Source organism: Lysinibacillus sp. NPDC093216 (assembly GCF_050280325.1).
Taxonomy (GTDB): domain Bacteria; phylum Bacillota; class Bacilli; order Bacillales_A; family Planococcaceae; genus Lysinibacillus.
The window spans coordinates 44,122-57,646 of the sequence record NZ_JBNNVB010000010.1 but is presented as its reverse complement, the minus strand read 5'-3'; the positions used below and the strand labels follow the sequence as shown (position 1 = coordinate 57,646).

The 13,525-nt window shown below is 37.8% G+C and carries 18 protein-coding genes and 1 pseudogene; 4 read left to right on the top strand and 15 right to left on the bottom strand.

The features are described 5' to 3' along the window. Positions 1-6 precede the first annotated feature (6 nt). From ACQKOG_RS13160 to ACQKOG_RS13090, 15 genes are all read right to left on the bottom strand, one after another. On the bottom strand, positions 7-3,276 hold the full coding sequence (locus tag ACQKOG_RS13160) for a DNA polymerase (protein WP_427446861.1): 3,270 nt from the start codon (positions 3,274-3,276) through the stop codon (positions 7-9). Further along, the gene (locus tag ACQKOG_RS13155; protein WP_427446859.1) at positions 3,273-3,536 is read right to left on the bottom strand and encodes a hypothetical protein; all 264 of its coding nucleotides are present in this window, start codon (positions 3,534-3,536) and stop codon (positions 3,273-3,275) included. The genes ACQKOG_RS13160 and ACQKOG_RS13155 overlap by 4 nt, the downstream gene beginning before the upstream one ends. Positions 3,537-3,649: 113 nt before the next feature. Continuing rightward, positions 3,650-3,916 carry a hypothetical protein gene (locus tag ACQKOG_RS13150; protein ID WP_427446857.1) on the bottom strand — a complete coding sequence of 89 codons (267 nt, stop codon included), beginning with the start codon at positions 3,914-3,916 and terminating at the stop codon, positions 3,650-3,652. A gap of 6 nt (positions 3,917-3,922) precedes the next feature. Continuing rightward, positions 3,923-4,492 (bottom strand): DUF2815 family protein, encoded by a 570-nt coding sequence (locus ACQKOG_RS13145; protein WP_427446855.1) that lies wholly within the window; start codon positions 4,490-4,492, stop codon positions 3,923-3,925. Positions 4,493-4,532: 40 nt separating this feature from the next. Continuing rightward, entirely contained in the window at positions 4,533-4,772 is a 240-nt protein-coding gene (locus ACQKOG_RS13140) for a hypothetical protein (protein ID WP_427446853.1), read from the bottom strand. Between the two features lie 14 nt (positions 4,773-4,786). Further along, entirely contained in the window at positions 4,787-5,032 is a 246-nt protein-coding gene (locus ACQKOG_RS13135) for a LexA family protein (RefSeq protein ID WP_427446851.1), read from the bottom strand. A gap of 38 nt (positions 5,033-5,070) precedes the next feature. Beyond that, positions 5,071-6,318, bottom strand: coding sequence for a DUF2800 domain-containing protein (locus tag ACQKOG_RS13130; RefSeq protein ID WP_427446849.1), 1,248 nt, complete (start codon positions 6,316-6,318; stop codon positions 5,071-5,073). Beyond that, positions 6,318-6,887, bottom strand: a complete 570-nt coding sequence (locus ACQKOG_RS13125; protein ID WP_427446847.1) for a hypothetical protein — start codon at positions 6,885-6,887, stop codon at positions 6,318-6,320. The genes ACQKOG_RS13130 and ACQKOG_RS13125 overlap by 1 nt, the downstream gene beginning before the upstream one ends. 38 nt (positions 6,888-6,925) lie before the next feature. Next, positions 6,926-7,117, bottom strand: a complete 192-nt coding sequence (locus ACQKOG_RS13120; RefSeq protein ID WP_427446845.1) for a YqaI family protein — start codon at positions 7,115-7,117, stop codon at positions 6,926-6,928. Positions 7,118-7,125: 8 nt separating this feature from the next. Beyond that, on the bottom strand, positions 7,126-7,539 hold the full coding sequence (locus ACQKOG_RS13115) for a hypothetical protein (RefSeq protein WP_427446843.1): 414 nt from the start codon (positions 7,537-7,539) through the stop codon (positions 7,126-7,128). Between the two features lie 22 nt (positions 7,540-7,561). Continuing rightward, positions 7,562-7,717 (bottom strand): DUF6906 family protein, encoded by a 156-nt coding sequence (locus ACQKOG_RS13110; RefSeq protein WP_427446841.1) that lies wholly within the window; start codon positions 7,715-7,717, stop codon positions 7,562-7,564. 6 nt (positions 7,718-7,723) lie between these two features. After that, on the bottom strand, positions 7,724-7,987 hold the full coding sequence (locus tag ACQKOG_RS13105) for an AbrB/MazE/SpoVT family DNA-binding domain-containing protein (protein WP_427446839.1): 264 nt from the start codon (positions 7,985-7,987) through the stop codon (positions 7,724-7,726). After that, on the bottom strand, positions 7,984-8,742 hold the full coding sequence (locus tag ACQKOG_RS13100; RefSeq protein ID WP_427446837.1) for a phage antirepressor KilAC domain-containing protein: 759 nt from the start codon (positions 8,740-8,742) through the stop codon (positions 7,984-7,986). Before ACQKOG_RS13100 ends, ACQKOG_RS13105 begins: the two co-directional genes overlap by 4 nt. 525 nt (positions 8,743-9,267) lie before the next feature. Next, positions 9,268-9,456 carry a hypothetical protein gene (locus tag ACQKOG_RS13095; protein ID WP_427446835.1) on the bottom strand — a complete coding sequence of 63 codons (189 nt, stop codon included), beginning with the start codon at positions 9,454-9,456 and terminating at the stop codon, positions 9,268-9,270. Between the two features lie 75 nt (positions 9,457-9,531). Beyond that, complete coding sequence (locus tag ACQKOG_RS13090; protein ID WP_427446833.1) at positions 9,532-9,726, bottom strand: helix-turn-helix transcriptional regulator; 195 nt, start codon at positions 9,724-9,726, stop codon at positions 9,532-9,534. 216 nt (positions 9,727-9,942) lie between these two features. On the opposite strand from ACQKOG_RS13090, the gene ACQKOG_RS13085 reads away from it, so the two are divergent. The 4 genes and pseudogenes from ACQKOG_RS13085 to ACQKOG_RS13070 all read left to right on the top strand — a co-directional run. After that, complete coding sequence (locus ACQKOG_RS13085) at positions 9,943-10,437, top strand: helix-turn-helix domain-containing protein (protein ID WP_427446831.1); 495 nt, start codon at positions 9,943-9,945, stop codon at positions 10,435-10,437. Between the two features lie 18 nt (positions 10,438-10,455). Next, the gene (locus ACQKOG_RS13080; protein ID WP_427446829.1) at positions 10,456-10,887 is read left to right on the top strand and encodes a helix-turn-helix domain-containing protein; all 432 of its coding nucleotides are present in this window, start codon (positions 10,456-10,458) and stop codon (positions 10,885-10,887) included. 107 nt (positions 10,888-10,994) lie between these two features. After that, complete coding sequence (locus ACQKOG_RS13075; RefSeq protein ID WP_427446827.1) at positions 10,995-12,875, top strand: recombinase family protein; 1,881 nt, start codon at positions 10,995-10,997, stop codon at positions 12,873-12,875. 32 nt (positions 12,876-12,907) lie between these two features. After that, positions 12,908-13,438 (top strand): annotated as a pseudogene (locus ACQKOG_RS13070) (MATE family efflux transporter); the annotation flags it as partial. Positions 13,439-13,525 lie beyond the last annotated feature (87 nt).

Genomic DNA, 13,525 nt, shown 5'->3' with positions numbered 1-13,525 from the left:
ATCCTCCTAATCCTTTTTATAGAATGGTGTTTCAAAGCCGTCAGCCTCTAAAGGGAGTCCTTCAGCCCAGCTGATAGGTCGTCCCATGATTTCCTCGATAGTCATGATTGTATCTGCCTCTGATTCCATGACAGCCTCATCGTGGATATGCATTACAATTGGATAACCCTCTTTGTCTAGACGTAACATCGACATTGCTAAGCAGTCCCTAGCGATTGCTTGTACTGCGTTTTCAGTAAGTTTCCCACCGTATGTTGATTGCTCACACCATGCTTTGGTAGTACCATCAACACCCCAAAAGACGATTTCTTGTTTACCTTCAAACTTTTGATGATCACGTAATCTAGCTTTGTAGTAGCAAAGTCTACGACCACTTGGGAGTTGCATTATTAGAGAACCATGATGCATGAAGAATTTCATTCCTTTATTAAATGAAATAACTTCACCTGGATTTTCGATAGCTCGCATAGCAGCTGCTTCAATGTCCCACCAAAGCTTTTTAATCTTTGGGTTTGCCTTACGCCACGCATCAACCAACGGTTTAAGTTCTGATTGTGGGATACCCATATCTAACGCACCCATTGAGATAAGCGCATTTTCTCCACCTTGGTACCCTAATGCTAGTTCTGCAACCTTACCTTTTTGACGCAATGGTGAGCCCTTATCAATCGTTTCAATTGGCACTTTAAACATCTGTGAAGCCGAGGCTTCATAAATCTTATCGTGTGTATTAAACACTTCTAGTCGCCATTTCTCACCTGCAAGCCATGCAATTACGCGAGCTTCTATAGCTGAGAAATCACTTACTGCAAATGTTTTTTCTTGAGGAGCTACAAAGGCCGTTCGGATTAACTGTGATAACACAAATGGTACTTGGTCATATAGCAACTCAAGCGTTTCTAAGTCAGAATTTTCAACTATTTCCCGAGCAATATGAAGATCAGCTATTTTATTCTGTGGTAGGTTCTGCACCTGTACCAAGCGTCCAGCCCATCTTCCGGTACGACTTGCACCGTAGAACTGTAATAAACCTCTAACTCGACCATCTGAACACACAGCAGCTTTCATCGTGACAAACTTAGCTGTACTTGTCTTGGATAGCTCTTGCCTAATTTCTAACATAGTGCGTATATTGCCATCTGTTTTTTCAATGGCCTTTTTCACTGTTTCTTTTTGAAGATTAGGAAGCTCTAAGCCTTGCTCTTTGAACCAAGCTTGCAATTTGCTAGGACTGTTCGGATTCTCTATACCTGTGATTCCTTGCCCAGTTTTCATCAGAATCGCTTTGTAAGCTTCATCGATTGCAAGTGCTCCTTCTACTACATTCATATCTAGAAGGACACCACGGTCATTAATCTCCTGGTCCAAGTGATACAAGGCCATCTCAAAACGGTCTGATTTACTGCCAAGGTTAAGATATTTGTCCACTGCATCACCGACAGCTTTTTCGGTTTCAACGTCCTGTCGGCAATAGTCAACAAAAGCATTCCACTTTTCTAAATCATCTTCAGGCAGATTCCTTGTTCGCTTGTCCTTTTTAGTCGGCTTCCGTGGTTTCGAAAAGAAATTAATCAAGTGTGTACCTGCACTGTCTTTTTGTTCATCTAGTTCTAATGCAAGAGCAGCGTTTTTAAGAGTTGCTGGTAACCCTGCTTTCATTGCATCAACCATGGTACAGCGCCAGTGTTTAGGGTCTAAGAAGCCAAGGTCTGTAAAGCTGTTGAACATTTCGATAGGTTCATATTTTTGTTTGAGATAAGCACTTAACGCGACACGTTCGAATTGTGCATTAAAGGCTTTCTTTAAAACTTTTGGATTATCTAAAGCTTCAATTATTTCAGGTGGTATATTTTCACCTCTAGCAAGCTCAACTGTTTTGGTTGGTTGCCTATCAACTGAATAAGCAAAGATGAGTATGTCAAAGTCAGGGGCTTCACAGTACTTGTAGACACCGACTTTTTTTAAGTCATAACTTGAAAATGTTTCAATGTCGATATTAAGAGTTTTGATTGGTACCTCCTCCTTCTTTTCAGATTCTTGTTTCTTTAAAAGTTCGTCTTTCAAGTTGATTTCACAAACTGAAAACTCTGAGCCTTCGATATTTACATCAGATTCATATTCAACGAAACACCCGCAGCCACCAACATCTAATTCATCAACTAGCTTTTGCTGAGCTTGATGTTCTTTTCTTAGGTCTAATGCTAGGTCACGGATTGCATATGGGTACGTAATACCTTTGTTAGACTTTTTCATAAACGTATATTTCACTGGTGTCATGTGTCTTGTTTCAATTAACCTAATGCCTGACTTAGCTTTAATGCACCTTTTCTTTGAATCACGAACCCGTTTAAATCTTCTACGCTTTTTTAAGTTTTTCTTAAATACATAATCGATTTGTAGTAGATTCGTTTCATAGGGCACAGCAGTAAAACTTGGATGAACGTAAATTTTCGGCTTACTAGCTTTTCCATTGAAATAATCGGCGTATGCATCATTCAATTCAGCTAACATTATCTCTTGTGCTTCTTCCGGAATACGTTCATGTTCAGGTAAATACTTACTAGCTCGAATATAATGATTCGTTGATACGTACAAGCCCATGTAGTGTTCTTGTGCAAGTGTTGTTTGAAATAGATCAGGCATTTGTTTCGCAAGGTTCTTCCAATGGCCTTGACCAGCTTTTACACATCTTCCTTTACAGTTATTGTGAGCAAAACCGTAGTCATAAAGGCGAGGTCTTCGAATGCCATAAAGCTTCAATACTTCCTCATTATCGATAATTTCATCAATTAGAGGCATCTCTACAACGAAAGGTTGCCAGTTCTTTTTAATTGCCTTTTCTCGATGCATTTCATCCCATCCGATTCCAAAATACAGTGTTGTATTTTCAAAGAAATTAGGTTCTCTATCTATAGGAATCTCTTGTTTGAGGAACTGCTTATTGTGCCACTTTTCAATCTCAGGAGTTTTACCCTTCTTTAGAAAATCAGCAGCTACACCCATTTTTAAAATAAGTGAACAGTTGCCAATACGAGAGTTAAAAACCGCTGTTTGTTTAAACATAAGCTGTACTGGATTGATACCCATTGAGTGTGTAAGCATAGGGAGTTCTAACTTATCACTAGCTTCATATATGAAACGATACAAGTCTTCATCTTCCCAAAGTGTGTCCGTGAAGTAGAGCAGAATATTGTCGTTTGGAAATTGTTCTTTTACTAGATGCGCTACTGTGAAGCTAGACTTTCCACCGCTGAAAAAGATGATGTGATTTTTCATTTGTACATTCCTTTTTCTACAGCTCTCCAGAAGCCCTCTACACTAGCCCATAGCTTAAACTCATACTTGCTGTTTTTGTGCTTGCTTGTCAGTGTATTAGTATGAAAGCGTCGTTCGTGTAAATGATTCACTGGACGAGCGTATATGCCGCCTTTTTCAATACGAGTAATGATATGTTCAGTAACGTACGGCTTGGATTGTTCTACAGTGTTTCTTACCGATACCCATACACGTTGGTTAATTTCAAACTTTGGTTTCACTAGTTACCCCTCCTTCCCTTCGTTACACCTAAAATCTTGTATTTCTTCCTATTAAATAGGCATTTTAGGTATAAAGAAGGGAAGGCCTAAAAATAGACCTTCCTTATGCAGTTTTAATCTAGTAACGCATCTATCTCACATTGCTCTTTTAGTTGTTTGTGGCGTTTTAACCTAACTAGTTGAACAATGTACTTCAAATCTTTAACTTGAGTGTCTTCTACATATCTTTTGAATCTAGCAACGGTGTATCCTGTAGCTGTTTCAACAACAACTAAGTTATTCTCGTTAAGAGTTTCTATATAAGTTTTGTAGTGATACTCTTTTTCTCCAAAACCTGTGGCACTTAGACTACTAGGGAAGTTAACAACAGCAATCTTCATTAGTTACTAGTCCAGTAAATCTTCGTCATCACCAAAGTCGTTATCAACCTCATCAGCGAAGTCAGATTCAGCAGATGCACCACCAGCTAAACGTTCACCATCACGAGTTTTGAATAAGTTTTGTAGCCCTGCAGCAATGCCTCGGTTACCATTCGCATTGTATGGATAGAAGTTTACGGACACTTTACCAAAGCAACCGCTGTAGAACTCGTCCTCGTCAGTGATTTCAACAACAGCACCTGTACCTTTTTTCACAATGCCAGGTTTATTTTTAGATGTAGCATTGAAGAAGTAATGCCCTGCATACGTTTCATCATCCGGACGTTCCTCGTCACCGTCACGTAATGGCAATTTAAGCGTTGGTGGAATTTTACCGTTCCATTTTGCTTTGCCTTCTTGCTTAGCAGCTTCAACAGCTTCATTGATCTTTTTGATTGTATCCGTATCAGTTTTAGGGATAAGGACAGCAACCGAATACTTTGGTTCGTTCCCCTCAATCGCTTTTGGTTCCCATACATTTGCATAGCTCATACGAGCCTCGTTTGTAATTACTTTTGTACCTTCACGTTTTGCCATTTTAAATTCCTCCAATGTTGTTTTAATTAATTATTGTTTTTTACGTAAGTCGTTTTTCACGTAGATCTAATTTGAACTGGTCATTCAAGAACGGTTCAAGCTTTACTGCCTGCGCTGTATCAATGTTAATTTCAATTACTGAAACCAAATTTCTGTGATCACTACTAGTGATACTGCTTAGCAGTGCCAAAGCTTGGCCTTTATTGTCAGCTAGAGTAGTCGCTTCTGGCTCTACAAATTCACTTATATCTTTAGTTGTAATAAGATAACGACGATTCATTGGTTCACCACCTCTCAAATTGTCATATCTAGTGCTTTTTCAGTTAAACGAATGGTACGAGGCTTTTGCTGTTCCATTTCGATATAACCTTTTTCAACTAGGCCATTTAAATGTCTTTGTACAGTTGATACTGAAGTGAGGCTGACACCTGCTGCAATTTCTCGAATGGTAGGTGCATACGTATTTTGTTGTCTAAAATCGTGAATGAATTGAATTATTTGTTTTTTACGTTCACCTAGCCCTTTTGCTGTTGTGTTCATCTGTGTCACCTCACTTATCATTCACCAACGGTGATTTGTCAATTTAGTAAATCGTCTGCAAAATCACTAGCAGCAGATTCGGCTGATTGGATCGCTGGGCGTTTATCATCTTCTGTCACCAACACAGGTTTACCAGGTGGTTTGACGATAACCCCATCTAGTATTTCGGCAAATGCTTTCTTACCGACTTTCTTTTCAAGATTAGTAATGCTTTCAAGCTTTTTCGTGTAAAGCTGTTCTTCTGTAACGCCACCCTTTTCAAGCAGACGCTTTACAGCTTCGGCTTCATCTGTGATAGCTCGATTACTTCGACCTTCGACCAATTTGAAGCCTTCATAAGTTGTTCCGCTGAGTGCTTGATCCAGTGCATAAGCTTTGATGTCCTTGCACCATTTCTCGATGTCATCAACAACGAATAGGATTTCTGCTAGTTCTGCATTCGTGAGTGTCGCTGGTTCAGGTGTATTCAGTTCAATTGTGCCATCGTCTGCAAATTCAGCTTTTGCTGTTTCTAGTGCTTCATCAGCTCTAGCTCGGCAAGATGATTTGATTTTACAGAACCTACAATGTTCTCCCGGTACATAATCACCGTCACCGTTATCAGCCATTTCAGCTTTTGGCTTCACTTCTTCATTGGCCCACTTATATAAATCTTCAGCTAACATTTCAAAAGTAGATATGCTGTCTAGCCTTGGTTGCACAATCGTCATGTGCACTTCCTGTATGTCGTACAGCACATCATGAGCCGTTATAGCACCTAAGGCATAAAGCTTCATCTGTGGATTTTCATAAGCATCGACAGCTACACCTTTACCGTACTTAAGGTCAATGATTTCAAGTACTCCATCTCTAACAATAAGTACATCCCCTGTACCAAATCCTTCAGGCACCCACTGACTAAAGTCTAATCGTTGTTCAATTAGGACAAGTGCATCAGGTGTTACAAGCCTTGCAGCATTGACGCGTTCCATCACGTAATCTGTATAAACTTCAACCATATCCTCCATTTCAGGACCATAGAACTTCTTATCCTTTTTGAACTTGTTGATACGTCTAGTTGCTTGAGCTTTCGTGATATTACTTAGCTCACGATCTAGAATAATTTCACTATATTCATGAGCCTGTGTACCTTCTTCCGCGAATGGGCTTTCAGGTTCTTTAATTCCTTGGGCTTCGAGTTCTTGCAGGACGATACTTTCTGCGCGCGCTGAAGGTGTACATGCTAACCAACGTTTTGATCCAGAGGCGCTTAATAATGCATGGGCACGTTCACTGTGTCCTGTCATTATGCTTCACCTACAGCTTCCTTAATAGCTGCTAATAGTTCAGGGAATTTAGCTTTTGGCACCGCTGTAAGTTTAGGTGCATCAAAGGAAGTAAGGATAGCTTTTAAATCAGCTTGACGTCCACTTGAAGCAAGTTTCTTAGCTTCGGCACGAACCATTTCAATTGTGATACCGTGGTCCTCAGTTTCACTAGTTTGTTCAGGTGTTTCATTGGTAGCTTTATCATCTGCTTGTTCTTCAGCTTTTTCGATACGAGTCTGTTTCTCTGCTTGGATGCGGTCAAATTCAGTTTTAGAGATTTCTACAAGACCTTGTTCAAAGTGTTTAGCTAATTCTTCACCTTTATTTACTACTAGTACTGCGCCTGATTCCTCATGGAAGAGATACATACGTTTAGATGCTTTTGTGGTTGCCTCATTATTAGTAGGTGTTGATGTTGTTTGCGTTAAATCAACGGCATCTGTTACTGATAGATTATCTGATGGAGCTCCAATTGCTCCAAGGAATGCATTAAGTAAACTTGCAATCTGTGAATCTGCTTTAATAACGTGAGTAACTTCAATTTTCATTTTTGTTTTCTCTCCTTTTGTGCTACAATAGCACTGAATCATTGGTGTGATTTGTTCTGATCGTTAACTGTTCCAGCAGTTAGCGATTTTTTGCGTTCATGGACTGTTGCGCCTAATACCTCAATAAAATAATCTTCCATCGAGTCAAGGTGGATTGCTCTATCGTTTACAACGAAGTAAGCTTCGCCCTCTTTAATCTCTTTCCCAAACATATCTGTTGGTGGTTTCATCTTCTCACCTACTTCCCAAAGATTAATTCAATATCTGATTTTCTAGCTTTACGAGCCTTTAGCTTTACATCCGATTCACTATAAGTAGCTGAACGGATCATATCACTAGTTAGACGTTGTTCTTCTACAAGTTCAGCAATGCCCTGTGTGTTCAAATCTTTTTGAGGAACCTCAAGTTCTGCAGCAAGCTCCTTTTTATTCAATACTGACTTTGTTACATTTCCTACAGTCAGTACATAAGGCAAGTTATTCTTATAAGCTAGTACTTTGCCGTGCTTTTGGATATGATCAAACAGTTTACCTTCAAGCTTGTCTTGTTGGTCTTTCAGATTAGCTCGTTGACGTTTAATGTCTTCGATTTGTTGATACAATCCATTTGCTTCTGATTGCTGAATTTGCGTGTTGATTTGTAAATCATTCATAAGCTTGTCCTCCTATTCAGTTTTAAGGTGCAGGTATTACTTTGGGCTGTCCTGTATAGCGATGCATTAGCTCCCACTCTTCAGAAGTGCATTTTGAGATAAGCCAATTCTCACTATTTAAGTTTAGCGACTGTAAATATTTACGTTGGGCAACAGTTAAACGTTTTCCGTTTTTCATAAGCTATCACCCTTTTAAAAGCTTGATAGCATCTTCAACTACACGCTTCTGCTCTTCTGTTGAGAGTTCTCCTAGAAGCTTTTCTAACTCAAACTGAGTACGCATCTTGCTCTCACTTACTGGCTCGTATTTACGAAGAATGATGTTGCCACTCTCAGTGAAGATTTCTAATGGATCCTTTTCTTTGATTCCGAAATTATCCCGAATCTCTTTCGGCAAAGTAACTCGTCCTAACTCGTCTACTTTTCTTGTCATACCTGTTGATTTCATGATGCATCATCCTCCAATATTTCGATTGTTGGTAAAATATTGTTTTCTTTTAATAATTCATACAAGAACAAACGACCTTTTTGAGTCCACTTGGTTAAAAGACTTGTACCTTTGTCCCCGTTCGTCTTATTAAAATGAGTAGTTTCAGATTTGGTGTATCCTTGACCTTTATACTTCTCATACAGGAACCATTGACCAGATTGTTTGTATTGAATGCCTAAGTCATGTAAAAGTGAGTTAAACTTACGGGCACTCATGCCATAATCATCTGCAACTTGAGTTGCTGTTAGTAGATCCGGGCATTTCAGAACAATATCTACATAGTTAAGCTTAGGTGCTGCATCAGCGATTTGCTGCTGGTACATTTGATTTTCAAGTGCAAGGCGTTCACGCTCTTCTTCTTTTTGAATTAGTGCTTGTAACGCTTCTTTGTACGTACCTGGTAAGTTAGGTTTCAGTTGAGATTCCATTTTGTTAAACGCATCGATGTATTTGAGTTTGAACTCAAGTGCTTTACTTCCGTTAAATCCCATTGCCAGAAGCGTAAATCCATCGCGGTTCATGTAATACATTTTGTAATGTTTACCTCGATTCTCATAAGAGCCTTCATAAAACATGTTTTTCGTGGCTGAATTTTCAGCTACCAAATTTTCAATTACTTGAATCACGTTCTTATGTTGTTTCTCAAATGTTTCTGAAACCTGAAGCGAGGTTGTTACAGCTTGTCTTTTTTGAATTACTACTAGATTAATCACTAGCAATCTCCTCTCTGATTAATAGATTCTGCGCAAGGTATTTCTGGTCCATCCCCTTGCGAGCTATTGATAGCCCTGCGATGTCCGGTATCGCTTTGAAAACTCTAATTACAACCATGCTTAAAGTTCTCAAAGCGAGAACAGCGTCTCGCAATCTATTTAACTAATTTTTGATTGAAGAGATTTAACTTGGAATCTATGATTCTCGGGTCTTGTTTGCCTAAGTATCATTGCCACTGCTTCAATTTCACGACTTTCATTTCTAAGTAGTTTAACTTTCGCGGAGATGTTATTTATCTCGCTTGCAGTAAGCATCTTGGACATAAATTGCATATATTTTGTCATTTGTACACCTAACTTTCGAATAGAATAGTGAACTATTTTGATTTGAATTCATTTTGGTTAGAAAATTAATTAATAAAATACATAATTACGCTTGAATCTAAACGCTCGTTTATGTTAGGATGTATACAACTGAAAGTTGTATTTTTTAAACAGTATTTTGTTGTTTATATTGTTTATAGTCTATGCAGATTTACCTGATGTTGCAGCATCAAGTGAATCAGTTGTCTCTTTCCAGAGTTTTCGGATGTCTTTTCTTCCATCGCCCCAATCTTGGATGATGCTAAGAGCAGCATTTGGGTCTACTTTGGAAAGTTGACTGAGCTTAATTGGTAGGTATGCGTACATTTTAGCTAAATCTTTGTTAAACATGGCGGTTATGAGACCTCCTTATTTTTTAAAACACATTACTACTTTTTGTGGTATCACACTTTTGTAGTATCAGGGTTATAAAAAAGATTCAATAGGTGTTTCGAATAAGTCTGCTAATTTCTTAGCTTTTTTAAAAGTTGGAGAACGAGTTCCTTGCTCCCATTCACTGACTGCCTGTTGTGAGACTTGCATAATTTCTGCTAGATCTCTTTGGGTCCAATTCTTATTTTTACGTAAGGACACTAGTGTATTTCGTTTTGTATTTTCCATAGTTACACCTCCTTAAGACTAAATGATATTAAAAATACTACTTTTTTGTAGTAACGAAACTATAAATTTAACTACTTTTTTGTAGTTGCTCGGATTGATTAATACTATAACAACTATATTTTGTTTTTGCAAGAACTTTAATCATTATTTTTTCAATTTAACTAAATTCATGATAAAAACCCATAAACTTCAACATTTCGAAAGGTGGATAAAACTATGTTTCACAACTATTTTGGTGAAGACTATAAAAGTTTTGGTGAATTCTTAAAGAAACAAAGACTAGGAAAGGATATTTCTCAAGCTGATTTAGCCGAAAAAATCGGCATATCACAACAATCAATCACTTTCTATGAATCTGACAAAAGATTACCGTCTGTTAAAATCATCGCTTCTTATGCTAAAGCAATCGGTGTAGATAAAGATGAACTCTATAAAATGCGAACAGAAGCTGTGTTAAACAGAGAACTTGTATTGGCAAACAACCCTGATTTCGATCGCTATCCTACTGAAGAAGAACGTAGGGAAATAGATAAATTACACTTTTCTTCAATGGAATCTGATCAAGTAGAATCCGATGAAATCGCTGATTTAGACTTTACAGAAGAGCCATTTACTATTGATGGTGAACCACTAACAGAAGAAGAATTGGAAAAAGCTACTGAATACATTCGTGCACTACGCATTATGAAAAATCAGAATAAAAACAAATAACTTACAGGAGGTAATCTTATGACTGATAAGAAAATAGAGCCTAGAAAACAATTCAGTACAATTCTTGCAGATTATTTACTTCAGCTTCGCAAGAACAGAAAATTATCCTTGGCTGATGTTGCTTCTCAAACAGAAATGTCTTCACAAGCGATTAGCTTGTATGAAAGAGGTAAAAGATTCCCCTCTGTTAAGGCTATGGCTAAGTTAGCTTGGTTCTACAATGTTGACGAACAAGCTGCTTTAAAAATTAGAGAAAATGCGATTATTGACACAACTAGAATTCTTGGTGACGATACTCCGGCTGCCATCAAAAATGAGTATGTCGCTCTCACTTTTAAGGATCCTCAAATTACAATTGATGGTGAGCCACTTACTGCTGATGAGCTAGCAAGAGCTACTGAATATATTAAAGCTTTGAGAGTAAAACAGAACAATACGTCTAAAAAATAAGAACATGCATTCCCCTTTTATTTGTGAGATAATAGTATCACGGGAACGAATGTTTGTAAAGTGTTCCCAAAGGGATTTTTTACAAAATTAACAGAAGGGTCGTGTAATTGTTGGTAATAAAAGATTTAACAGTATCCAAAGTACTAAGAGTAGCTATTTACATTCGTGTATCCACTAAGTTACAAGAAGACCGCTACAGCTTAAGTGCCCAAACGTTGGAATTAACTCGATACGCAAATCAACAAAGCTGGGAAATTGTTGATATTTTTAAAGATGTTGATAGTGGAACTAAACTCGATAAAGATGGCCTTACTGCTCTTTTAGACTGCGTAGAAAAAGGACAAGTAGATGTTGTACTTTGTATCGAACAAGACCGCCTGTCTCGTTTAGATACGATTAAGTGGGAATATTTAAAAGGTGTATTACGAGAAAACAACGTAAAAATTGCAGAGCCAGGACATATATCAGATTTAAGCAATGCTGATGATGAATTCTTCTCTGACTTAAAAAACTTGCTAGCTCGTAGATCAAGATTGGATTTACTCGGAAAAATGGGTCGTGGACAACGGCAGTATACACGTGAAGGCAATGTGTGGGGAAAGCAACCTGAGGAATATGATTATGACCCTTTAACTAAAACGGTATCAATTAATCCTGATCGTGAATGGATTATTCCTCTTATTGACAAACTTTACCTTGATGAAAAGATGGGTTTACAAAAAATAGCAACTCATTTAAACAGTATCAGTAAAACATCAAATAATAGAAAATGGACTGCGGTACAAGTTCGAAATAAATTGAGAAATCCAGCTTATCACGGTCAATTACGGAAAGCTTTTGCTAATGGTGAGACGATTATCGAGAATAATGTTTATCCCCCTCTTCGATCAAAAGAAACCTTTGACCGGGTACAAGAAAGGTTGGATCAACGTCATACAAAAATAGGATCTGGAGAAAATCATTTTCTTAAATCTATCGAGATACGTTGCGCTGATTGCGGGAACATTTTGAGTATCCGAAAAGGTAGTTATGTTGATGGTGAGTACAAACATTACTTAAGGCATTCTAACGATTATGTTAACCCCTGTCCTAGTTTACCTAGTGTAAATACTGACAGAATTCGAGTTCCATTGTTAGTATTTGCTGAGAAATATCTAACTGGTGAAGAGTCAGTTAAGAGTTATTTCGATCTAGAATTTGAAGATGATGAAAAGCTAAGACAGTTAGAGCTAGAAACGAAGAAAATTGAACAGAACATAAAAGATAATCATGAAAAACTGGATAAGTTGTTAGGTCTGTACTTAAGTGGTAAGTGGTCTGAAGAAGTACTTGATAAAAATAAACAAGAAATTGAAAACGAAACTTCTATACTTACAGAGCATCACAAAACAAATCTTAAAAAGATAAAGTTAATAAAAAATAATCAGTACTCTTTTGAGGCCCTAATTAAGCACAGAGACATCCTACCTGATGCGCTTGCTATTAGTGCCCTTTCACTTGGTCTAGCACCTGAACAAGATATTCAGGAATTATTGAATAACATGTTTGAAAAAGCCACCTATAGTGAGTCTGAGGAAATTTTAACTTTGCGTCTAAGGCTTGCTTCAGAAGATATTCCATGGAACGTGCCGATTAAATTAGATCCTCCAAATGCAAAACAAGAAGCTGAAAAACTTGAAGCACAGCGAGAGAGATATTATCAAACACAAGAGCTTATTTATAAACAAGGTCGGATAATTTCTTTCACTGAGTTAGTTAGAATATCCCCCCATACGGCTCATACGCTTCGAAAAGACGAAGAGACGTTCGGTTCGTATAAAAACCTTCAACTTGGAAAAGGAAGCTTAGAACGCAAGGAATTGCTTGTTAAAGAGATTAGTAAAATTTTAGCTATACAGCCTGATATCGGAGCTCGAAAAATTGCTAATGAACTCTCTATGAGTGAAAAGACAGTTCTCAAATATATCAAGGAGTTTAATCTACGATAATACACCCTTTGGTGTAAATAGAGTAAAGTTTTATAAACTATATATCCCTACTCTATATGGTGCCACTTAGTATTTCGATGGGCGTTACGATATTAGTAGGGTTCGAAATAGGCGCTAACCGAATGCATGATGCTAAACTCTACAGCTATTTATGTGTTGGCACCGCGATTTTATTTAGCTTTATTTCAGCTTGTATCCTTTTTATCCTTCGTGAGCCAGTTGCCAATATGTATACAACTGATGGAAAAGTGCTAGAATACGCCGGTCATTTTTTAATTTATGCGGCCATTTTCCAGCTATCTGATGCTATCCAAGCGCCCGTACAAGGAGCTTTGAGAGGTTACAAGGATGTTACAATGACCTTTATCATGGCGATCATTTCGTATTGGATTATCGGCTTGCCTGTCGGATATGTACTGGCCACTCACACAGACTTCGGACCGTTTGGCTACTGGATTGGGCTAGTTGCAGGTTTGACTACAGGAGCAATTACTTTATTAATACGTTTAATACTTGTTCAAAAAAGATTTAAAAGCACGGCCAAAGCAACAATAGCAAACTAGACATGTTCTAGTTTGCTTTTTTCATTGAAAGAAGTAGCTATCCTCCTAAAGAACGCGGAAGAAATATTAAAAATAGCGGCTAATCAG